Origin of the sequence: Solwaraspora sp. WMMA2056, assembly GCF_030345095.1 — a bacterium.
Lineage (GTDB): Bacteria > Actinomycetota > Actinomycetes > Mycobacteriales > Micromonosporaceae > Micromonospora_E.
Genome location: NZ_CP128360.1, coordinates 5517674 through 5539343, shown reverse-complemented (window position 1 = coordinate 5539343; position 21670 = coordinate 5517674). Strand labels below are relative to the sequence as shown.

Here is a 21670-nt window from a genome sequence, read left to right as displayed (position 1 = left end):
CGTACCCGCGGCCCCGGCGGACGGGGTGTCACCGGGTGTCGGAACGGTGGGCCAGACGTACCGCCGCACGTCCGGCCTCCAGCCGGGCCAGCGGCACCCGGTACGGCGAGCACGAGACGTAGTCGAATCCGGCGTCGTGGAAGAACCGCACCGAGTCCGGGTCGCCGCCGTGTTCACCGCAGACCCCGATCTCCAGGTCCGGCCGGGTGGCCCGGGCGTCGGCGACGGCGATCCCGATCAGCCGGCCGATGCCGGCGGTGTCGATCGACTCGAACGGCGACACCGGGAAGATGCCGAGTTCCAGGTATCGCCCGAAGAACGCGCCTTCGACATCGTCGCGGGAGAAGCCCCAGCCGAGCTGGGTCAGGTCGTTGGTGCCGAACGAGAAGAAGTCCGCCACCTCGGCGATCGCGCTCGCGGTCAACGCCGCGCGGGGCACTTCGATCATGGTGCCGATCGGGATCGGTGCCAGTGTGTCGAAGTCGGCGAGCAGCGCCTCGGCCTGCTCGCGTACCGCCTCCAGCTCCTGGACCGCACCGACCAGCGGCACCATGATCTGCGGGCGGGGGTCGCCGCCGAGGAGCCGCCGGGCGACGGTGGCCTCGGCGATCGCCTGCACCTGCATGGCGAACAGCCCCGGCACGACCAGCCCGAGCCGGACTCCGCGCAGGCCGAGCATCGGGTTGGCCTCGTGCATCCGGCGGACCGCCGCGAGCAGTCGCCCGTCGTGCCCCGCGTCCTCGCCGAGCGCCTCGGCGCGGGCCACCCGGGCGGTCAGCTCGTCCAGCGCGGGCAGGAACTCGTGCAGCGGCGGGTCGAGCAGCCGGATGGTGACCGGCTGGCCGTCCGCCTCGGCCAGCAGCTCCTCGAAGTCCTGCCGTTGCAGCGGGCGCAGCGCGGCCAGCGCTGCCTCGCGTTCGGCGTCGGTCTCGGCGAGGATCAGCCGCTCGACCAGTTCCCGGCGGTCGCCGAGGAACATGTGCTCCGTACGGCACAGGCCGATCCCGGCGGCACCGAAGGCCCGGGCCCGGCGGGCGTCGGCGGCGGTGTCCGCGTTGGCGCGCACCCCGAGCCGGCGGACCACGTCGGCGTGTCCCAGCAGCCGGTGCACCGCCGCCACCAGCGGATCCGCCTCGGGGGTCAGCTCACCTTCGATGTAGCGCACCACCGGTGACGGGTGCACCGGGACGGCTCCGGCGTAGACCGCGCCGGTGGCGCCGTCGATCGAGATCAGATCCCCGGCCCGCAGGACGATCGGTGCCGCCCCGGCCGGGTCGGCGATGGTGATCTCGCCGGCGGTCGCGTCGACGGTCAGCGCCTCGGCGCCGCAGACGCAGGTGCGGCCCATGCCCCGGGCGACCACGGCGGCGTGCGAGGTCTTGCCGCCCCGGCTGGTCAGGATGCCGGCGGCGGCGATCATCCCGGGCAGATCGTCCGGGTTGGTCTCCCGGCGCACCAGGATGACCTGCTCGCCCCGGCCGGCGGCGGCGACCGCCGCGTCGGAGTCGAACACCACCCGGCCGACGGCCGCACCAGGAGCGGCCGGTACGCCCACCGCGAGCGGCGCGGGCGCGGCGGCGGCGTCGAACCGGGGGAACATCAGCTGCCCGAGCTGGGCACCGGTGACCCGGTCCAGCGCCTCGTCGAGGTCGATGACCCCTTCGTCGACCAGTTGCGCGGCGATCACGAAGGCGGCCTCGGCGGTCCGTTTGCCGACCCGGGTCTGCAGCATCCACAGCGTGCCGCGTTCGATGGTGAACTCGACGTCGCACAGGTCGCGGTAGTGATGCTCCAGGGTGTCTATGATCGTCATGAGCCGGTGGAAACTGCGCGGGTCGATCTGCTCCAGCTCCTGCAACGGGACCGTGTTGCGCACCCCGGACACCACGTCCTCGCCCTGGGCGTTGGCCAGGTAGTCGCCGTACACGCCACGTGCGCCGGTCGCCGGGTCGCGGGTGAAGGCCACCCCGGTGCCGGAGTCCGGGCCCCGGTTGCCGAAGACCATCGCCATCACGTTGACCGCAGTGCCGAGATCGCTCGGGATCCGCTCCTGACGCCGGTAGAGCACCGCGCGGGGCGAGTTCCACGAGTCGAAGACGGCCCGGATCGCCAGGTCGAGCTGTTCGTGCGGCGACTGCGGGAAGTCGCGGCCGGTGTGCTGGTGGAAGACCTTCTGGTACGCCTCGACGAGGCCGCGCAGCTCGGCCGCGCCCAACTGCGGGTCGGCGGTGACCCCGGCGGTGCGTTTGACCGTCTCCAGTTCGGCGGCGAACAGTTCGTCGGGTACGCCGAACACGGTGCGGCCGAACATCTGCACCAGCCGGCGGTAGGAGTCCCAGGCGAAGCGTTCGTCGCCGCTCTGGGCGGCCAGCCCGTGCACGGTGGCGTCGGTGAGTCCGATGTCCAGGACGGTCTCCATCATGCCGGGCATGGAGTACCGGGCGCCGGAGCGCACGGCGAGCAGTAGCGGATCGTGCCGGTCGCCGAGTCGTTTGCCCAGCCGCGCCTCGATCGCCCGCAGGTGCCGGTTGACCTCGTCGAACATTCCGGCGGGCGGTGCGCCGGCGGCGAGGTGGGCGCGGCAGGCCACGGTGGTGATGGTGAACCCGGGGGGCACCGGCAGCCCGAGCCGGGTCATCTCCGCGAGGTTAGCGCCCTTGCCGCCGAGCAGATCGGTCAGTTCCCGGTTGCCTTCGATGAAGTCGTAGACGAATTTCGGCATGGCGCCCGCCTCCTCATGCGGTCGGCGAATCCTTCTCCTTCCGTGGTATCAGCACCGTCGACGGCGGGGACAGGGCCGGACGGGCTGGTGAACGGGGCCAAGGTCCCGCCGACGGTGCGGCGGGCGATGGGTGGGTCGCGGCCGGGGTCAGTCGCCGGCCGGCGGCGGCGGGGCGCACTCCCGCACGATCGCGGTGTCGCAGCGGCCGTGGTGCAGCACCGCCTGGCTGACCGCGCCGAGCGGCACCCGCAGCGGATGGTCGCCACGGGCCCCGACCACGACGAGACCGGCCTGTCCGGACCGCTCGACCAGGACCCGGGCCGGCGGGCCGTCGACCACCTGCTGGCGCACCGGTACGTCAGGGTGCTTCTCCCGCCAGGGCGCCAGTGCCGTGGCGAGTTCGTCGGCGATGCTGGCCGAGGTGTCCGCCCAGCCCGGTTCGCTCTCACCGGCCCGGACCACGATCAGGTCGGTGCCGCGCTGCGCGGCGGCGTCGAACGCGAAGCCGAGCGCGCGTTCCGAGCCTGCCGAGCCGTCCACCCCGACCAGGACCGGCGCGGTGGCCGTCGCCGTCTGTGGCTGTGCCCGGGCGACAAGCACCGAACAGTCCGCCCGGGCGGCGATCTGCACGGCCAGCGCGTCCAGCGGCAGGCAGGTCCAGCGGGCCAGGTCACCGTCACCGATCACCACCAGCGACGCCATCCGCGACTCCCGCAGCAGGGCGGTGGCCGGGGCGTTCTCGGAGATCTCGGTCAGCAGGTCGATCCCGGCGGCGGCGTCGGTGGCGACACCGGCGGCCCGTTCGACGAGTGCGTGGGCGTCGGTTTCGGGTTGCTCGTCGCTGTCGGACAGGTCGTCGGGGATCCAGCCGAGTGCGTACAGCAGCCGCAGCGGGCGGTGCTGGCCGGCCGCCTCCCGGGCGGCCAGCCGGACCGCCGCCCAGCTGGAAGGGGAATCGTGCACCCCGACCACGATGCGGTCGTGGCCCGGCGCGGTCTGCCGCGGCATCGGTGCTCCTTTCGCCGGTGGTGCCCGGTCGGTCCGGTGCTGGTGACGCGTCCGGCCGGTGGTCGATGAGGGAGCCTGCCTGCGAGGGTAGCTCTGGGTGACCCTGCCGGGGGGCGATTCGGGTGGACCGGGCAGGATGGCGGCCATGATCTGCGCAGTCGTGTTCGACATGGATGGCGTGCTCGTCGACACCGAGCCGGTCTGGGAGGAGGTCCGCCGTGCCTACGTGGCGCGCGCCGGCGGCCGGTGGCTGCCGGACACCCAGAGTCGGCTGATGGGGATGAGCACCCCGGAGTGGTCCGGCTACCTGAACGCGGATCTCGGCGTCGGGCGGGGCGTCGGGCGGGTCGCCGACGAGGTGATCGACGAGATGGCCGCGCGGTACCGGGCGCAGCTGCCGTTGATCCCCGGCGCGGTGGCGACGATCCACCGGTTGGGCTCCCGGTTCCCGCTCGCCCTGGCCAGCTCCTCGCCGCGTCGACTGATCGACCAGGTGCTCGCCAGCGCCGGCGTCACCGACGCGTTCCGGGCCACCGTGTCGACCGAGGAGTGCACCGCCGGCAAGCCCGATCCTGAGGTGTATCTGGTGGCGGCGCGGCGGCTCGGGGTGGACCCGGCCGCCTGCTGTGCGGTGGAGGATTCCAGCAACGGGCTGCGGTCGGCGACCGCAGCCGGGATGGCGGTGGTGGCGGTACCGCACCGGACGTACCCGCCGGCGCCGGACGCGCTGGCCGGGGCGTCGCTGGTCGTCGACCGGCTCGACGAGTTGACGGTCGACCGGGTACTCGCCCTCGGCGACGAGGTACGCTAAATTTAACAACATCGATATGTTGCGGCATCGTCGATAGGCTGTCGTCCCGACTTCCGCCGAGGATCTCCCATGCGTGTGCTGCCGTTTCTGCACCGGTCCGTCGTCGTCGTGGCCCTGGCCGTCGTCGGCCTCGCGGCCGTACCGGCCCCCGCCTCCGCCGACCCCACCCAGGCCCAGCCCTTCGCCGTCGACTCCGGCGACCGGTGCCGGTACGGCCAGGCGGAGGGGGCGTTGGCCTGGCGGTTCTCTCGCCCGCCGGTGTATCCCCAGGTCGACGTCAAGGGCACCCTGGTCGACAATCCGTTGCCGAGCCCGATCGTCGATCCGCGGTGCGGCGACGACGGGTACTACAGCTACCTGCGGCTCACCGCGTACAACGGTCGGACCGTGCTCGACGAACAGGCCGTACGGGTGGACAACGGCACGGTCCGCTTCGGTCTCACGCTCGGCGACGCGACCAGCGTCAGCCACATCGACCGGGTGACGGCGCAGGTCTGCCGGGTGGCCCTCCTGGCGCCGGAGCGCTTCTACTGTGGCCCAGTCGCCGACCACTTCCCCTACCCGGTCACGCGCTGACGCATCCGGGTCCGGTCGCAGCGGGCGATCCCACCGTGCCGCCGCTGTCGCCGAAGCCACTGTGGCTGGCGGTGTCAATCTGGCTACATTGGATCAGTTCGTGCTGAACGCGCTGCGGCCGGCGGTCTGACGACCGCGCCGACCGGGCCGTCGGCGATTGTCGGCGTCCTCTAGACGCCACTGCGGCAGCGCTCCCAGCCGGTCGCGCCCCGACCGACACCCCTCGGAGGATCCCGCCGTGAGCAGTGAGGAACGAGCCCCGGTCGGGGTGGACACCACCCGACCGAGTGTCGCCCGCGTGTACGACTACATGCTCGGCGGCAAGGACAACTTCGCGGTCGACCGCCAGGCCGGCCAGATGGCGCTGCAGATCACCCCGGACGGCCCGCTGGCGGCCCGGGCAAACCGGGGTTTCCTGCGCCGGGCCGTCCGTCACATGGTGGCCGAGGCCGGCGTCCGGCAGTTCCTCGACATCGGGTCCGGGCTGCCGACCCAGGGCAACGTGCACGAGATCGCCCACCAGATCGATCCGCAGGCCCGGGTGGTCTACGTGGACAGCGACCCGATGGTGCTGGCGCACGGGCGGGCACTGCTGGCCAGCTCCCCAATGACCACGGTGATCCAGGCCGACGTCCGTCACCCGGAGCAGATCCTGGACAACCCCGAAGTACGCTCGATGATCGACTTCACTCAGCCGGTCGGGGTGCTGATGTTGGGCATCCTGCATCATCTGGCCGACGACGAGGACCCGGGTGCGGTGGCCGCGGTCTACCGCGACGCGGTCTGCCCCGGCAGCTACCTGGCCATCTCGCACTTCCACGACCCCGGCGACGCGCACCCGGACGCCTCGAAGAAGGCATTGATGGTGGAGAAGATCTTCAACCAGACGATGGGCACCGGCCGGTGGCGTCGCCACGACGAGATCGTCGGGTACTTCGGTGACTTCGAACTGCTGGAGCCGGGCGTCATCGCGCTGCCCGACTGGCGGCCGGCACCGGACGACGAGCCGTCGGAGCAGACCGACACCTACTACACCTTCGTCGGTGGGCTCGCCCGCAAACCCTGACCCGGTCCCGGCCGGCACCTAGGTCAACCCTGATCATCGCGCCCGATCTGCGGCGTGCGCGCCGCCGTGTACCGGTCGCAGACGCCATGGGCCGGCCCATGTTAGCGTCCGACAACGGGCCGACCCGGCGTGCGCAAGCGTCGATGCGCGAACGCCGTCACCAGCCCGCTGGCGTGGCGCGGCCTTTCCGCGTCGACGGACGGAGGGACGGGCTGATGGCTGACCGACCGGTGACGGTGCACATCGATCCGGCGTTCCGGATCGCCCCGGTGAGTCGGCGGACCTTCGGCTCCTTCGTCGAACACATGGGCCGCTGCGTCTACGGCGGCCTCTACGAACCCGACCATCCCAGCGCGGACGCGGTCGGGCTGCGCCGGGACGTGCTCGACCTGGTCCGGGAGCAGGGGGTCACCGTGGTCCGCTACCCGGGCGGCAACTTCGTCTCCGGCTACCACTGGGAGGACGGGGTCGGGCCGCGCGATCAGCGCCCCACCCGGCTCGACCCGGCCTGGCACAGCGTGGAGACCAACGCGTTCGGCCTCGACGAGTTCATGACCTGGGCGCAGGCGGCCGGCATCGAACCGATGCTCGCGGTCAATCTCGGCACCCGTGGGCCCCGCGAGGCGTTGGACCTGCTGGAGTACGCCAACCATCCGGGCGGCACCCGGCTGTCGGACCTGCGCCGGTCGCATGGGCGCGAGACGCCGTACGGCATCCGGATGTGGTGCCTGGGCAACGAGATGGACGGGCCGTGGCAGCTCGGCCATCAGACCGCGCACGAGTACGGTCGGCGTGCCGCCGAGACGGCCAGGGCGATGCGCATGATCGACCCGACGCTGGAACTGGTCGCCTGCGGCAGCTCCGGGCCGGACATGCCGACCTTCGCCGCCTGGGAGGCGACGGTCCTGGAGCACACCTACGACCAGGTCGACTTCGTCTCGGCGCACCTCTACCACGAGGAGCGCGACGGTGACCTGGCCAGCCTCCTGGCCTCGTCGGTGGGCATGGACCAGTTCATCGACGACATCGTCGCGACCTGCGACCACGTCCGGGCCCGGACCCGCAGCAGCAAGCGGATCAACATCTCGTTCGACGAGTGGAACGTCTGGTACATGCGCGACTTCCTCGCCACCGGGGTGCCGACCGAATGGGTGCAGGCGCCGCCGCTGAGCGAGGACGACTACACCGTCGCCGACGCGGTGGTGGTCGGATCGTCGCTGATCACGCTGCTGCGGCACAGCGACCGGGTGACCGTCGCCTGTCAGGCGCAGCTGGTCAACACCATCGCCGCGATCCGGGCCGAGCCCGGCGGCCCGGCCTGGCGGCAGACGATCTTCTACCCGTTCGCGTTGACCGCCCGGTACGCCCGGGGCACCGTACTGCGGGTGGAGTGCACGTCGGCGCCGACCACCGACACCGCCCGGTACGGTGACGTCCCGCTGCTGGACGTCGTCGCCACCTACGACGACGACGCCGACGAACTGGTGGTCTTCGCGGTGCACCGGGGCCAGCGGGAGCCGGTGACGATCGACATGGACCTGCGCGCCTTCCCCGGCTACCGGCTAGCCGAGCAGGTGGTGCTGCACGACCCCGATCCGTACGCCCGTAACACCTCGGCGGAGCCGGACCGGGTGCGGCCGCAGACGGTGGCCGGTGCCGCCGTCGACCAGGGCCGGTTGGCTCTGGCCCTACCGCCGGTGTCCTGGACGATGCTGCGCTTGACGAGGGTCGATGTGACCGCGTAGGTTTCTTAATCGGTTAAGTGCGAGCCGGTGTCGCCTCACTGTGATGGGGAGGACTCTCTGTGGTGGGGAGGACGCCCGTGACGCCGCCTGCGGGCACCTGCCGGCCGTCACGGGCGCCCGGCCGGTCGACGATCTCCGCCGGGTGCGCCTTCCTGGCACCCCGGCGGTGCTAGGTTCGGTGTCAGCAGCCCCCCGCGAGCGGGGGTTGCTGTGCTCACTGACTGGCTCGAGCAGCTGTTGTCGATGGACGACAAGCTGATCTACCTGCTGGTCTGGCTGCTCGTCTTCGCCGAGGACGCGCTGTTCATCGGGTTCGTCTTCCCGGGCGAGACCGCCGCGATCCTCGGCGGGGTGGCCGCCAGCCTGGGCACCGTGTCGCTGCCGGGCATCGCCGTGGTCGTCGTCAGCGCCGCGATCGCCGGCGACACCGCCAGCTACCTGATCGGCCGGGTGTTCGGCACCCGGTTGCTGCGGCTGCGGTTCCTGCGCCGCCGGCAGTCCTGGGTACAGCGGGCCCAGGACCAGCTCGCCAGGCGTGGCGGGATGGCGGTCTTCGTCGGCCGGTTCGTCACGTTCTTCCACGCGGTCATGCCGGCGCTGGCCGGGGCGGCACGGATGCCGTACCGGCGGTTCTTCGCCTACAACGTCGCCGGAGCGCTGATCTGGGGGATCGGTACGGTGGCCATCGGCTACCTCGCCGGCACCTCGTACGCCGCGATCGAGCGGGTGGCGGGGCGGGCCGCCGCGGTGGTGGTCGCGGTGCTGGCGCTCGGCGCGTTCGTGGTCTGGCGGATCCGGTCGGCGCGCCGCGAGTGCCGGCCCGACCCCGCCCACGCCGACCCGCCCGGCGCCGACTCAGCGGGGCAGGGGCGCACCCGTGGCGGACGCCCCTGCGACCTCAGCTGATCAGCTCGGCCATCCGCAGGCCGTCCGCCGTCGGTGGGGACAGCGCCAGGTCGCCGATCTCCTCGATCGGCACCCACCGGATCGCGTCCGCGCTGCCGCCGACCTCGGTGATCACCGGGTCGCCCGGCCCCACCTCGGCGGCGTGCAGCAGGCCGACCACGTGCCAGTCGGTGCCGTTTCGGTGGGCAGAGTACGAGCGCACGTCCATCAGCCGGGATCCGGTGACGTCGAGACCCGCCTCCTCCTGGAGCTCGCGGGACAACGCGTCGCCCGGTTGCTCACCCGGGTCCAGACCACCGCCCGGCAGATGCCACGCCCCGGGGGCGAACACCGGGGACGCTTCGGACAACCGGCTCAGCAGCACCGACGAGTCACGCACGATCACCGCGTAGGCGCCGACACGCAGACGAGGACCTTCACTCACCGTACACCTCCAGGTCGTAGCATCATCGGCTCGTCGCCGCCGGCGAACCGGGCCCTGACCTGTGTCGACGCCGGTCTGCCGGTGGCCGGACGGAGTACCCGCCCGGCCACCGGTCACACCCTCGGTGTGGTGTCCGGCCTGCTGACTACAGGGCGTTGCAGGCCACTGGCGGGATGCTGTTGGTGCCGGTCCAGCTGCCGATGAAGCCGAACGTCGTGCTCTGTCCGGGGCTCAGGGTGCCGTTGTAGCTGACGTTGGTCGCGGTCACCTGGGATCCGTTTCGGGTCACCGTGGCGTTCCAGGCCTGGTTCACGGTCTGCCCGTTGGCGTAGGTCCAGACCACCCGCCAACCGGTGGTGCCGGACCCGCCGGCGGTGACCCGCACCTCGCCCTGGAAGCCACCCTGCCACTGACCGACGATCGTGTACGTGGCGGAGCAGGCACCAGCCGGCGGTGGAGTGGTCGGCGGCGCGGTGGTCGGGGGTGCGGTGGTCGGGGGTGCGGTGGTCGGGGGTGCGGTGGTCGGCGGCGCGGTCGTTGGCGGCGCGGTCGTCGGGGTGGCGCCGCTGTAGATGGTCGCCTCCCGCGCGGTCTGCCGGATGCCGTTCGCGCCGTTGAACAGCCGCTGACCCCACGAGGTCAGGGCGTCGACGTTGAAGTTCGTGACCATGTCGAGGTACTCGACGCCGCCGCTGTTGCCGCTCCACGACCAGCCGAGCCAGCCGATGCCGTGCTGCTGGGTGTACGACAGGATGGTGTCCTCGTCGGGGTTGCCGTCCGAATGGTTGTGTCCGAACTCGCCGACCGCGATCGGCAGCCCGGCTGACCGGAACCGCCCGAGGTAGTCGCTGATCTCGGCGGCGGTGTCGAAGACGCCGTACATGTGGATCGAGAAGAGCAGGTTGCGGGCCGGGTCGGCGCTCCACACGGACTGGGCGTTGTCGCGCATGGTGAAGGTCCAGTCCTGCCCCCAGTTCGGCGCGTCGACCATGATGGTGTGCTCGAAGCCGGCGGTCCGCAGCCGTTGGACGGCGCTGGTGGTGTGACTGGTCCAGTTCTGGTACCCGCTGTTGCCGAACGGTTCGTTACCGATGTTGATGATCACGTAGTTCTCCTGGCCGCGCAGCACGCTGGCCAGGCTGATCCAGTAGTCGACGGCGGAGGCCAGGGTGGCGGCGGCGCCCTCCTCGCCGTACCCGGTGGTGTCGTGCACCTCCAGCACGCAGATCAACCGGTTCGCCTTGCACAGCGAGATGACGTTCGCGACGTCGGTGGCGTCGTTGCGGGTCCACCGGTGACCGTTGCTCAGCACGACCCGGACGGAGTTCGCGCCGAGGGACTTGATGTTGGCGAAGGAGCTCGTCTGGCTGGCGTACCAGGTGTGGGCGTGGTTGACCCCGCGCAGCACGAGCGGCGAGCCGTTCGCCTCGACGAGTCGGCCGCCGCTGATGTGCAGGCCGACGGCGGCGTGGGCGGGTGGGACGAGTACGACGATGGAGGCGACCAGGGCGAGTAGCGTCGCGGCCGCGACGCCCAGACGTGTCTTCATGACCTACCTCGGGTAGAGGCCCGTGTCGTCACGGGCGGTGAGACACCGCTGACCTCGGTCAGCATGATGTCGGCAACTACCCGGCCCTTCGCGCAGGCATCAGATTAGACCGATGTCTTCCAGCTACGCAACCGGTTAAGTTGGCCCGCCGGGTGTCGACGTCTCGCCGTCGCCGCCCTCCTGCCTCCGCATACGACTACCGGCACCGACCCGGGGTGAACCCGTGTCGGTGCCGGTAGTGGACCGGTCAAGTGCCGCCCGGTCAGCGGGTCTCGGTGGCCACCTCGTAGAGCCGCTCCGGCGTCACCGCGCCGGCCAGGATTCGGCCGTCGTCGGTCAGCAGCACGGTGAACAGCGCGCTGGACAGCAGCCGGCCGCTGCCCCACGCCCCGTCGACCTGCGGCAGGTCGCCCAGGATCTGCAGCGCCTCGGCCCCCTCGGTCGACCCACCGGCCCGCTGCTGTGCCTCGGCACTCACTTCAGCCGGCGGTGCCACGACCACGACGGTGCCCCAGCCCTCGCCGACCGTACGGACCGCGCTGTCGTCGGCGGCGAAGGAGTCGAGGAGCTCCGGTAGCTGCGAGTCGGCGTCGTCGCCGCCCGGCAGCCCGTCCGGTCGCTGCCCCGGCTTGTCACGGTCGGCGTGGTCCTCGCCCGCCTCGGTGACCTCGGTGCCCGGCGGCGGGTTGAAGGTGAACTGCTCCGCGTCCGGTCGGTCGAAGCTGACCTGGGTGAAGGCCGTCTCGATCGCCGCCCGTTCGGCACCGACCGGGTACACCGCCAGGCGCAGTGGCACGTACTCGACCGAGTCGATCGCGATCCGGATCTCGTCGACCAGCGACGCGGTGTCCCGCGGGTCGAGCACCAGCTCGTACGCCGTGCGTCCGGCGATCTCCGCCGCCCGGCCCACCGAGACCTCGGTGCTCGGGTCGATCGCCGCCAGCACCTCGGCGGCCGCCGCCTGCGGGGTGACGTACGCCTCGGGCAGGGTCGTGGGGTCCACCTCGGCCGCCTCCTCGGGTAGCTCGAAGTGGGTGGCCTGCTTCTCCTGGCTGGACCAGATCCACACGTCGCGCCCGTTGCGGATCACGTCGGTCTCGCCCAGGGTCCGCACCATGGCCAGACGAGCCTGGTCAGGCCCGGCGTACCAGACCCGCACGGTCTGCGTACCGTCGATCAGTGAGCCGAGGCCCGCGCCGCCGGCCTGTCCGAGCAGGCTCAACGCCCCCGGTAGCCCCAGCTCGGCGCGGTGCACGACCGTTCCGGACATGCCGTCCACCTGGGCCGTCTGCAGGTCGACCAGCAGCTGCTCGGCGCTGCGCGGCGGCAGCACCGGGTCGGCCGACGCGGCCAGCGCGCCGACGGCCGCGCCGCCCCCGATGAGCACCGCCGCCGCGGCCGTGGGCACCAGCCAGCGCATCGCTGGCCGGGTTGTGAATACCGACATCTTCGGCACCTCCTGGGACCCATGCTGCACCGGACGGGCTGAGACGACGCTGAGAGCGGAGGATCAAGCTGTGAACGCGCTCAGCTCGGACACCGCCGGGTACGGCGGGCCGGGTACCCATGATGGCACCCTGGACCGGTGCGGGTGCTGGTGGTGGAGGACGAGGTCCGGCTGGCTGATGCCCTGCGGCGGGGGCTGCAGGAGGAAGGGTTCGCGGTCGACGTGGTGACGAACGGCCCGGCCGGGCTGGAATCGGCCAGGTCTGGCGGGTACGACGCGATGATCCTGGACGTGATGCTGCCGGGGCTGTCCGGCTACCGGGTGGTGCGTCAGCTGCGGGCCGAGGAGAACTGGCTGCCCGTACTCATCCTTTCCGCGAAGGACGGCGAGTACGACCAGGCGGACGGCCTCGACTGCGGTGCCGACGACTACCTGACGAAACCCTTCTCGTACGTCGTCCTGCTGGCCCGGCTGCGGGCGCTGCTGCGGCGCGGTGCCCCACAGCGGCCGGCGGTGCTCACCGTCGGCGAGCTGAGCCTGGACCCGGCGCGGCGGCGGGTCACCCTGGCCGATGCCGAGATCGCCCTGACCGCCCGGGAGTACGCCCTGCTCGAGTACCTGATGCGTCGGGCGGGAGAGGTGGTCTCCAAGATCGAACTGCTCGACCACGTCTGGGACGCCAGCGTCGACACCGCCCCCAACGCGGTCGAGGTCTACGTCGGCTACCTGCGCCGCAAGATCGGTCGGGACCGGTTGGAGACCGTCCGGGGCGCCGGCTACCGGCTCCGGCCGTGACCGGGCCACCGTCCCCACCGACGCGCCGCCCACACCGGGGGTGGCGACTGAGCCTGCGTTCCCGGCTGGCCGTCATCAGCGTGCTGGGGCTGGCCGTCGGGCTGGTCGCCGGCGGGTTCGGACTGACCGCCGTACTGGCACTTGCTCTGGAAGGCAGCGCCGACGCCGACGCGCGGACGACGGGTGAGGCGGTGGCCCAGTTGGTGGCCGCCGACGCACTGCCCGATCCGCTGCCGGTCGCCGGCAACGAGGTACGGGTCCAGGTGCTCGACGATCAGGGCCGGGTGCGGGCCGCGTCGATCGGCGCCGACCGGCTCGTCCCCATGCTGTACGCGCAGGAACGCGACGAACTGGCCGCCGACCCCGGCGACGCCCTGGTGATCCCCGGTGACCGGCTCGGTCTGCAGGGGCCGGTCCGGGTGGTCGCGGTGCCCACCGACGGCGAGAATCCGGGGACCGTCCTGGTCGGGCGGTCCATCGCCGACATCTCCCGCAGCGTGGCACTGGTGCGCCTCATCGTGCTGCTCGCCGTTCCGCTGCTGGTGGCCGGGGTCGGGGTGATGGTGTGGCGGGCGGTCGGCGCTGCGCTGCGGCCGGTGGAGAGGCTGCGCGCCGGTGCCGCGCGGTTCACCGGCGGGGAGCGGTCCGGTCGGCTGCCGGTGCCGGCCGGCGGCGACGAGATCCATCGGCTGGCGGTCACGCTCAACGACATGCTCGACCGGCTGGCGGCGGCCCGGACCCGGGAGCGCTCCTTCGTCGCTGACGCCGCCCACGAGCTGCGCAGTCCGCTGACCAGCCTGCGGACGCAGCTGGAGGTGGCGCAGCGCCTCGGGGCCCGCGCCGACTGGCCGGTGCTGGCCGAAGGGCTGCTCGCCGACAGCCAGCGGCTCGGTCGGCTCGTCGACGACCTGCTGCTGCTGGCCCGGGCGGATCAGGAGCCGACGGGTGAGCCGGGTTCGCTGCTCGGTCCGGTCGGTCCGGTGGAGCTGGGCGAGCTGATCGCGCAGGTCACGGCCCGCTATCCGCAGCCGCCGGTACGGGTGGTGCCGCCGACGCAGCCGTTGTGGACCGCCGGTGACCCGGACGCGCTGGGGCGGGTGCTGGCGAACCTGTTGGACAACGCGGTCCGGCACGCCGACCGCCGGGTGCTGGTGACGGCCCGGCCCGGCGACGACGACTGGCATGAGCTGATGGTGGTCGACGACGGTCCGGGGATCGCGGCGGCCGACCGGCAGCGGGTCTTCGACCGGTTCACCCGACTCGACGACGCCCGGGCCCGCGACGCCGGCGGCACCGGGCTGGGGCTGGCCATCGTGGCTCAGCTGGTCCGTCGCCACGGTGGCACCGTCGACCTCGCCGACGCCCAGCCCGACCGCGACGTCGGGTACCGGGGTCTGCGGGTCCGGGTCCGGCTACCGGTCGACCTCGGCGACGTCGATCCGGTCGACGTCGACTGACCAGCGACGGTCGGGGCGGGCGTGGCCGCCGTCGGTCACCTGGCCTGGCCACGATCGGTGCAGACCGGTGCGGCCTGGCCGATCACGTCGGCCGAGTAGACGACCGCGACGGTGAAGCAGTAGTCGATCGACTGGTCCAGCCCGTACGCCACGAAGCTGTTCGACCCGGCGGGCAGGGTCATGAACGCCCGGGGTTCCTGGTCGCTGCTGCCTCCGGAGATGAGCACCTGCCCCTCGGCGCCGGCGGGATAGGTCCAGGTCAACGTCACGCTGTCCCGGTTGTCCCGCATGCCGACCTCGCTGGGCGGGGTGCCGGGTGCCGGTGGGGGCGGTGGTTCGCTGGCGGGCGCGGGCGGCGTACCGGCCGCCGAGGGCGCGGTCGTCGGCGAACCGGTGTCACCGACCAGGCTGACTCCGGCGACGACGGCCGCAGCGCCGAGCAGCACCACCACGACGCCGGTGAGCACGAGCATCGGCGCACGTGGTCGTGGCGGGCTCGGTGCGGGCCGGGGGACCGGCACCAGGTGTCCGCGCTGACGCCGTACCGGTAACCGGCTACGGCGGTCCGGGAGCCGACTGATCTCGCGTCGGGGCAGCCGCGACAGCGTCCCCGACGACGCGGTGCGGCCGCCGGTACCGCTCTCGGCGGCCGCCGATCCGACGACGAGAGACCCGTCGTCGGGCCGTCGGCCGCTGGTGGCGTCGACGTCGGTGCCGTGGCCGTTGTGCCCCGGATCGGCGGTGACCTCGTCGCCGTACGGGCTGGCGGGTGCCTCGGTCGTGGTGGAGGCCGACCAGTGGCCGGCCGAGTGGGGGGCCCGGGGGTTCGGCACGAACGCGGGGACGTCCGGGGGGAACGGTTCAGGCGAGGCACCGCCCCGGTCGGCCGTCGCCGACCCGTCGCCGGCGGGCGGCTCGGTGGGCGCGCCGCCGGTGGCCCGGTAGCGGACCGGGCCGAACGGGCTGACCGGGCCGGACGGGCCGGACTCACCCGCCGTCGGCGGCACCGGCGGTGGTTCGTCGTCGCCGGCGAGCTCCGGCGGCCACCAGGGTTCGTCGAAGAGCCACCGGCCGCCGTCGGCGTCGGGATCCGTGCCGGCGCCGACGTCCGGGCGTTGGCCACCGGGCGGTACGTCGAGCGGCACCCGGGGCGGCGGGATGGTGGCACGGCCGTTCTCGGTCGATTCCGGCCCGAGTTCGTGTGCCGCCGCCCCGGGCTGGTCGGATGCCTCCGACCCAGGTCCGGGCGGTGGGTCCAGCAGGTCCGTACCGTCGTCGGGTCGCTCGCCGGTGCTGCCGGTCGCCGACCCGGCCGGCGCCGCCGCGTCGGAGCGGGTCTCCTCGGCCAACCAGCCGGTGGGCGACCAGACGGGGTCGTCGGCGTCGGTGCGGACCGGGTCCCGTTCGATCCAGCCGCGATGGGCCCAGGGCGCGTCGGTGTCGAACTCGGGCAGCGGCGGTGGCGGGGCCGGCATGTCGAGCCAGGGCGGGTCGATCCGGTGCCGGTCAGCGCCGCGCCCGGACGTGTCGCTGTGGACCGAATCCTGGGCGACCTGGGGTTCGGGCTGCTCGGCCCAGAACGTGGGGGCGAGCGTCGGGTCCGTCAGTTCGGCCGAGGGCGGCTCCGGTTCGATCCAACCGGCCTGCGCCCAGGGCGGATCGGCGTGGGCCCAGGGCGGCTCGTGCCGGCCGGCCGCCTGGCCGTCGGCCGGCATCCGGTCGTCTTCCGCCGGGCGTCCGTTGGCCGCCATCTGGTCGTCGGCTGTCGAGTGACCGCTGGCCGTCGGGTGTCCGTTGGCCGTCGCGGGTGCGCCGACGGTGTGGCCAGGCGGTGGATCAGCCGGGGCCCGGGGAACCGGCGGCCCGCCAGGCCCGCCGACGTCGCCGCCGCCCGGCCCGGGTGCGTCGTCGGGCAGCACCGGCACGTCGTCGTGGGCGGGACCGTCGCCGCCGCAGCGGTGGGTGGCGTCGGAGGGTGACTCCGTCAGCGTGCGTACCTGGTGGGTCAGCGGGTGGTCGGCGGGCAGGTGGGCCCGGCACAGGTCGACGGCGAGGGAGAGACTCATGTCGGATTCGGTGAGCCGGCCGCAGTCACGCTGCATCGCACCGAGCCGGGCGAGCATCCTGATCCCGGCCGGGTGGCCGTCGCCGTACACCTCGCGGTGCAGCTCCCAGGCGTCCTCCAGGCGGTCCCGCGCGATGTCGCACTGGCCCCGGGCGAACTCGACGGTGGCGAGGTCGGCGTGCGCGGCGAGGACCCGCAACGACTCCGGGCCGTCGATCGCGCAGAGTTCGTCGATCACCTCCCGGTACAGGTGGGCGGCGCGGGCGTGGCTGCCGACCCGGTGCAGGACGGCGGCGAGGGTCGCGGCGGCACCGATGGTGCGTTCGTCGGTCAGGCCGTGCATCCGCTGGTTGGCCGAGTACGCGTAGGCGGCCCAACCCCGGGCCGCCGGGGCGTCACCGAGCGCTACCAGCACCCGGGCGAGCAGGCCGGCGGCGTCGGCCTGCTCGGCGCTGGCGTTCGCCGGTCGGGGGTCGGTGTCGGCCAGCGCGGCGGCGAGCAGATTCCGCGCGGCGGGTAGGTCGCCGACGCCGATCAGGCCGTGCGCCTGCGTGGTGATTTCGCCCAGGCCGAGAGACACGTCCCATCGTGCGTGTCCGACGACGGTCAGTACAAGGGTCTGATGTGGGACAGTTCGCTCATGATGGCGGATTGTTACCCGTCAGATGCTTGACTAACGCTTCGCTGATGTTCCGCAGCTGATCGACCTGATCCGGGGTGAGCTGGTCGAACAGGTGTCGACGGACCGCCTCGACGTGGCCGGGCGCGGCCGCGGCCAGGGCGGCGAAGCCCGGTGCGGTCAGCACCGCCAGTTGGCCGCGCCGGTCGGTCGGGCAGTCCTCGCGGCGTACCCAGCCGTTCTCCTCCAGCCGGGCCACGGCGTGCGACAGGCGGCTGCGCGAGGAGTCGGTTGCCTCGGCCAGCTCGCTCATCCGCAGCGTGCGCCCCGGCGCTTCGGACAGCCGTACGAGGATCTGGTAGTAGGCGTGCGGCATCCCGGCCTGGCTCTGCAGCTCCCGGTCCAGGGTCGCGTTGAGGGCGCGGGTGGCGTGCAGGTACGCGCGCCAGGTGCGCTGTTCGTCGTCGTCGAGCCAGCGGGTCATGACGCCCATCATACCGGCAATGGTTGAGGGTTCAACTAAATCGCGCTACTGTTCGTGACATGGGAATCCACCGCCTCAACCACGCCGTACTCTTCGTCGCCGACCTCGACCGCAGCCTGGCCTTCTACCGTGACGTCCTCGGCTTCGCGGTCGTCCCGATGACCCCGGACGGGTTCACCGGCGCCGCCTTCCTCCAGGCGCCCGGGTCCACCAACGACCACGACCTGGGCCTGTTCGAGATCGGCCCGCACGCCGGACCCTCCGGCGCCGGGCGCAGCACCGTCGGCCTCTACCACCTGGCCTGGGAGGTCGACACCCTCGACGCCCTCGACGCGCTCGCGACCCGGCTCGCCGCCGCCGGGGCGCTCGTCGGCACCTCCGACCACGGCACCACCAAGAGCCTGTACGGCAAGGACCCCGACGGGCTGGAGTTCGAGATCGTCTGGCTGGTGCCGGCCGACCAGCTCGACGAGCAGGCACTCACCGCGCGCAAGCGGATCCGACCGCTGGACCTGGGTCGGGAGAAGCAGCGGTACGGTGCCCAGACCCGGGGCGGCGTCGGGGTCTCGGTGCCCGGCTGACCGGCCTGCCGGCAGCGACCGCGAGGGCGGCCGGTAGAACGGTACGCATGACACCCGACCGCTCCGACGCCGTCCACCGCGAACTGCTCGCCCGCCATCTCGGCAGCTGGGTGCCGGCCGCCCTGCGGGAGTCCCGGCGGGCCACCTTCGTCCAGGCGTACCAGGGGGCCGACGGCGGCGCGGCCGACGGGGCGCTGCGGGCGGTGGCCGCCGCCGGTCCGCGCCCCGACCGGCAGCTGACGATCGTCACCCTCGCCGGGGGGACGTCGGACCCGGTCGACCTGCCGACCCGCCTCGGTGCCGCCGAGGCGGACCTGCCCCGGACCGTGGCACTGCACCTGCTGGCCGGCGGCCCCGCGATGATCCCGGTGGCGTTGACCGCGGCGACCGCCGCCTGGGCGCCGCTGTTCTGCCACGTCGACCTGGCCGGTGCACCCGCGCCGGAGCCACCGCCGTGGGCGGCACTGACCGTCGGGCGCCCCGCCGAACTGCTGATCTGCGGCGCGCCACCGTCGGTGTCGCTGCGCGCGACCCTGACCCGGGCGGGGTTCCCGCTGGTCACCGAGGTCGAGATGGTGCTACCGGATGAGCCGGGGCCGGCGGTGCCGCCGGCCCGGGGCGCGACGACGACGCTGATCGCCTTCGCCACCGGGTCGGGCCGGCGGATCGAGGCGTTCAAGGACGCCCTGTGGGGGGCCGGGGCGCTGGCCGGTGCGGCGCTACGGATTCCCGGCGAGCAGGTCGCCGCGCCGGTGCCGACAACCCCCGGCGGGCCAGGGGAGCTCGAACCGCTGCGACGCGTGGTGCTGGACCTGCTGGCCGCCGACGGCCCGCAGACCGTGGCCGAGCTGCGCAGCGTCGCGGTGACCCGGACGGTCTACCGGCCGGCGCACGTCAACCGGGCGCTGGGGGAGCTGCTCGACGCCGACCTGGTCCGGCGGGATCCGGTGGCCGGGCGGCTCGGCGGGGACGTGCGGATCAGCGCGCTGCCGGCTGCCGGTCCGCCCGTTCGATCCAGCGTTTGACCAGCAGCGAGGCGCCGGTGGCGAGGACACCGACGCTGAACAGCATCTGTACGCAGACCGCGGCCCGGGCGACCTGACCGTTGGCGTGCACGTCGCCGTACCCGACGGTGGTCAGGGTGCCGATGGCGAAGTAGAGCGCGTCGGTCTTGGTGGTCATGTTGACGAACTGGCCGGGGTCGCTGAAGGAAATGACCAGGTCGGCGAGGGCGAAGGCGATGACGCCGCCGACCAGGGTGATCGCCAGCCGGGCGAGCCGCATGTCCGACGGGTCGACGGTGATCTGCCGGCGGATCTGGAGCAGCACCATCGTCGCGACCAGTACGACGCCGACGGTGGTGATCACGGCGCGGACGACGCGGTGCACCCCGGAGACGTCGGGTTCGATCGGTACCAGATAGTAGAGCGCGACCATCAGCAGGCAGATGAGGGTGGTGTGCCACACCTCGGCCCGGTGCCGACGTTGCTCGGCCTGCGACGGTTCGGATGCGGGCTCGTCCGCCGTACCGGAGATTTTGGACATAAAGTCATTATTGCCACAGGTGGTCGGGGTGCGGCGAGGAACTCTCGTCACACCCCGACCACCTGCGGCCGCATACCGTCCGCGTCACCGGTGGGGCACCGGCGGACCGGGCGTCAACTGCGGGACTTGTCCTGCTTCCAGGAGAACGGTCCGGGCAGGTCGTAGCGGTGGGCCCGCGCCCGCGAGTTCCACGACCACTTGCCGATCCGGATCGTCCACGAGGAGAAGCCGTTCTCCGTGAAGTTCAACTGCAGCGGACCGAAACGCTTCCGCTTGCGGAACATCACACCCATCGCCCTGCTCCCTTCGATCGCCGACTGCGGATGGCGTCGACAATTCCCGGGCGGGTCGATCGGCAAACGCGTCCTCTGTGCGCGGTCGCGCCAGCCGGTGCCCGCTGAGGGAGAGCGGCCGTCAGCGTGACTCCCAGGCGTCCGGCTTCAACGTCAACTTGCGTACGTGCGCAGGCATCCGGCCACTGAGCACCTCGGCCAGGCTGACCTCGTCGACGACCTCGCGTACCGCCGCCCGTACCGCGACCCACAGCCGGGGCAGGTTCTCGGCGGCACCGTCGTAGCGGGTCTCTTCCGGGCGCAGACCCCGTACCCCCGCCAACGGTCCGTCGACGGCCCGCAGGACCGCCCCGATCGTGATGTCGCGGGGCGGCTGGGTCAACGTGTAGCCGCCCTCCGCGCCGCGCTGGGCGCGGACCACCCCGCCGCGACGCAGGTCCGCCAGGACCGCTTCGAGGAACTTGCGCGGCATGTCCTGCTCGGCCGCGATCGCCTGGGTGGACATCAGCGTCGGGTACGCCGCAGCCAGGATCAGTGCTGCCCGTACCGCATAGTCGCCGCGCGCGGAGATCTGCACGCCCCCATCATGCCGGTTGTCGCGACCAGCTCGGCCACCGGAGGGTGCTCGCCGACTGTCGCGCGGAACGTACCCGGACTGCAGCCGGCCTCGCGTTGAAAGAACCGCCCGAAATTCGTCGGCTCGCCGAACCCCAGCCGCTGCCCGATCTCGGCGACCGGCAGATCGGTGGCGGCGAGCAGTCGTTTGGCCTGCAACGTGACGCGGTCGTCGATGACCTGTTTGGCGGTCCGCCCGGTCACGCTCAGGCTGGCCCGGGTGAGGGTGCGTACCGCGCAGCACAGTCGCTCGGCGTACTCCTCGACCCGTCGGGTCCGGGCGTGGTCGCGTTCGACCTCCACCTGGAAGCGCCGGAAGGTGTCACCGCGCACCGAGGCGTCGCCGACCGGGTCGGCCAACGGGTTCTCGTCGGTGAGCAGGGCGACCCGCAGCAGGATCACCTGCAGTTGGTGTCGCAGCAGGTCGTCGACGACGGGGGAGCGACGCGGTCGGTCGCTGTCCACCACCAGTTGGCTGACCTCGTTGATCAGCGCGTCGGCGTCCTCGCCGACCAGTTGCCAGTACGCGGGCCGGTCCGCCGCCGACGGTTCCGCCGGCCCGTCCACGGTCCACCGCACCACGATCGCGTCGAGCCCGGCCTGACCGCCCGACCGGGTGACCTGACCGGCGCGGGCCCGCAGCAGGGTGCCGGGTCGGCAGGGGTACGGGACGAAATCGATCTCGTGGCTACCGTGACCGGCAGTGACCAGCACCAGCTCCTCGTGGGCCAGAAGTCGAGGTCGCGGTGGCACTTCCGTGTTGCGTGCACTACTGAGGGTAGTTGCGCTGATCTCCCTGCCCAGTGGCTCCGGCGAGTGGGTCGGAGTCCGGCGGGCGGGCTGATCGGGTGGGACCATCGCCTCGACCGTAACCGGCTCGCGCCACCGGCGCATCCGCTGCGACCGGCGGACCGGGCTTCGGCCGGTTCGACGGCGTCGTCGGCCGGCTCGACGGCACCATC

The 21670-nt window shown here is 72.6% G+C and carries 19 protein-coding genes and 1 pseudogene; 9 read left to right on the top strand and 11 right to left on the bottom strand.

Going from position 1 to position 21670, the window contains the following annotated elements; genetic code table 11:
* Positions 1 to 28 precede the first annotated feature (28 nt).
* The gene (gene ppdK / locus O7608_RS24975) at positions 29 to 2722 is read right to left on the bottom strand and encodes a pyruvate, phosphate dikinase (protein ID WP_289206894.1); all 2694 of its coding nucleotides are present in this window, start codon (positions 2720 to 2722) and stop codon (positions 29 to 31) included.
* A 147-nt stretch (positions 2723 to 2869) separates the two neighbouring features.
* Entirely contained in the window at positions 2870 to 3730 is an 861-nt protein-coding gene (locus O7608_RS24970) for a universal stress protein (protein ID WP_289206893.1), read from the bottom strand.
* 145 nt (positions 3731 to 3875) lie between these two features.
* On the opposite strand from O7608_RS24970, the gene O7608_RS24965 reads away from it, so the two are divergent.
* The 5 genes from O7608_RS24965 (at position 3876) to O7608_RS24945 (ending at position 8834) form a co-directional block, all read left to right on the top strand.
* The gene (locus O7608_RS24965; protein ID WP_289206892.1) at positions 3876 to 4541 is read left to right on the top strand and encodes an HAD family hydrolase; all 666 of its coding nucleotides are present in this window, start codon (positions 3876 to 3878) and stop codon (positions 4539 to 4541) included.
* A gap of 69 nt (positions 4542 to 4610) precedes the next feature.
* Positions 4611 to 5117 (top strand): hypothetical protein, encoded by a 507-nt coding sequence (locus tag O7608_RS24960; protein ID WP_289206891.1) that lies wholly within the window; start codon positions 4611 to 4613, stop codon positions 5115 to 5117.
* A 238-nt stretch (positions 5118 to 5355) separates the two neighbouring features.
* On the top strand, positions 5356 to 6183 hold the full coding sequence (locus tag O7608_RS24955; RefSeq protein ID WP_289206890.1) for an SAM-dependent methyltransferase: 828 nt from the start codon (positions 5356 to 5358) through the stop codon (positions 6181 to 6183).
* A 215-nt stretch (positions 6184 to 6398) separates the two neighbouring features.
* Positions 6399 to 7928, top strand: a complete 1530-nt coding sequence (arfA, locus tag O7608_RS24950; RefSeq protein ID WP_289206889.1) for an arabinosylfuranosidase ArfA — start codon at positions 6399 to 6401, stop codon at positions 7926 to 7928.
* A gap of 210 nt (positions 7929 to 8138) precedes the next feature.
* Complete coding sequence (locus O7608_RS24945; protein WP_289206888.1) at positions 8139 to 8834, top strand: DedA family protein; 696 nt, start codon at positions 8139 to 8141, stop codon at positions 8832 to 8834.
* Here O7608_RS24945 and O7608_RS24940 read toward each other — a convergent pair.
* From O7608_RS24940 to O7608_RS24930, 3 genes are all read right to left on the bottom strand, one after another.
* Positions 8827 to 9258, bottom strand: coding sequence for an NUDIX hydrolase (locus O7608_RS24940; protein ID WP_289206887.1), 432 nt, complete (start codon positions 9256 to 9258; stop codon positions 8827 to 8829). The two genes, O7608_RS24945 and O7608_RS24940, sit on opposite strands and share 8 nt — an antisense overlap.
* A gap of 145 nt (positions 9259 to 9403) precedes the next feature.
* The gene (locus O7608_RS24935) at positions 9404 to 10807 is read right to left on the bottom strand and encodes a cellulase family glycosylhydrolase (protein ID WP_289206886.1); all 1404 of its coding nucleotides are present in this window, start codon (positions 10805 to 10807) and stop codon (positions 9404 to 9406) included.
* Positions 10808 to 11069: 262 nt separating this feature from the next.
* Positions 11070 to 12254, bottom strand: coding sequence for a LolA family protein (locus O7608_RS24930; protein WP_289206885.1), 1185 nt, complete (start codon positions 12252 to 12254; stop codon positions 11070 to 11072).
* A gap of 138 nt (positions 12255 to 12392) precedes the next feature.
* Here O7608_RS24930 and O7608_RS24925 point away from each other — a divergent pair, with 138 nt between their 5' ends.
* Together O7608_RS24925 and O7608_RS24920 are read left to right on the top strand one after the other, a co-directional pair.
* Positions 12393 to 13049 (top strand): response regulator transcription factor, encoded by a 657-nt coding sequence (locus O7608_RS24925; RefSeq protein WP_282226635.1) that lies wholly within the window; start codon positions 12393 to 12395, stop codon positions 13047 to 13049.
* 53 nt (positions 13050 to 13102) lie between these two features.
* Positions 13103 to 14506 carry a sensor histidine kinase gene (locus O7608_RS24920; protein WP_421361258.1) on the top strand — a complete coding sequence of 468 codons (1404 nt, stop codon included), beginning with the start codon at positions 13103 to 13105 and terminating at the stop codon, positions 14504 to 14506.
* 1805 nt (positions 14507 to 16311) lie between these two features.
* Here the strand turns inward: O7608_RS24920 and O7608_RS24915 are convergent.
* Together O7608_RS24915 and O7608_RS24910 are read right to left on the bottom strand one after the other, a co-directional pair.
* Positions 16312 to 17151 (bottom strand): annotated as a pseudogene (locus O7608_RS24915) (tetratricopeptide repeat protein); the annotation flags it as partial.
* A gap of 58 nt (positions 17152 to 17209) precedes the next feature.
* Positions 17210 to 17683 carry a MarR family winged helix-turn-helix transcriptional regulator gene (locus tag O7608_RS24910; protein WP_289211018.1) on the bottom strand — a complete coding sequence of 158 codons (474 nt, stop codon included), beginning with the start codon at positions 17681 to 17683 and terminating at the stop codon, positions 17210 to 17212.
* Positions 17684 to 17733: 50 nt separating this feature from the next.
* Here O7608_RS24910 and O7608_RS24905 point away from each other — a divergent pair, with 50 nt between their 5' ends.
* A complete protein-coding gene (locus O7608_RS24905) occupies positions 17734 to 18255 on the top strand; it encodes a VOC family protein (RefSeq protein ID WP_289206884.1) in 522 nt (173 codons plus the stop codon).
* A gap of 47 nt (positions 18256 to 18302) precedes the next feature.
* Positions 18303 to 19280, top strand: a complete 978-nt coding sequence (locus O7608_RS24900; RefSeq protein ID WP_289206883.1) for a hypothetical protein — start codon at positions 18303 to 18305, stop codon at positions 19278 to 19280.
* On the opposite strand, the gene O7608_RS24895 is transcribed toward O7608_RS24900, so the two are convergent.
* From O7608_RS24895 to O7608_RS24880, 4 genes are all read right to left on the bottom strand, one after another.
* Positions 19234 to 19800: a potassium channel family protein gene (locus O7608_RS24895; protein ID WP_289206882.1), complete on the bottom strand. Its 567-nt coding sequence runs from the start codon at positions 19798 to 19800 to the stop codon at positions 19234 to 19236. The genes O7608_RS24900 and O7608_RS24895 overlap by 47 nt on opposite strands.
* 113 nt (positions 19801 to 19913) lie before the next feature.
* Complete coding sequence (locus O7608_RS24890) at positions 19914 to 20093, bottom strand: DUF4236 domain-containing protein (RefSeq protein WP_282226640.1); 180 nt, start codon at positions 20091 to 20093, stop codon at positions 19914 to 19916.
* Between the two features lie 121 nt (positions 20094 to 20214).
* Positions 20215 to 20670: an RrF2 family transcriptional regulator gene (locus tag O7608_RS24885; protein ID WP_289206881.1), complete on the bottom strand. Its 456-nt coding sequence runs from the start codon at positions 20668 to 20670 to the stop codon at positions 20215 to 20217.
* Complete coding sequence (locus O7608_RS24880; RefSeq protein ID WP_289206880.1) at positions 20625 to 21422, bottom strand: helix-turn-helix transcriptional regulator; 798 nt, start codon at positions 21420 to 21422, stop codon at positions 20625 to 20627. Before O7608_RS24880 ends, O7608_RS24885 begins: the two co-directional genes overlap by 46 nt.
* Positions 21423 to 21670: the final 248 nt, after the last annotated feature.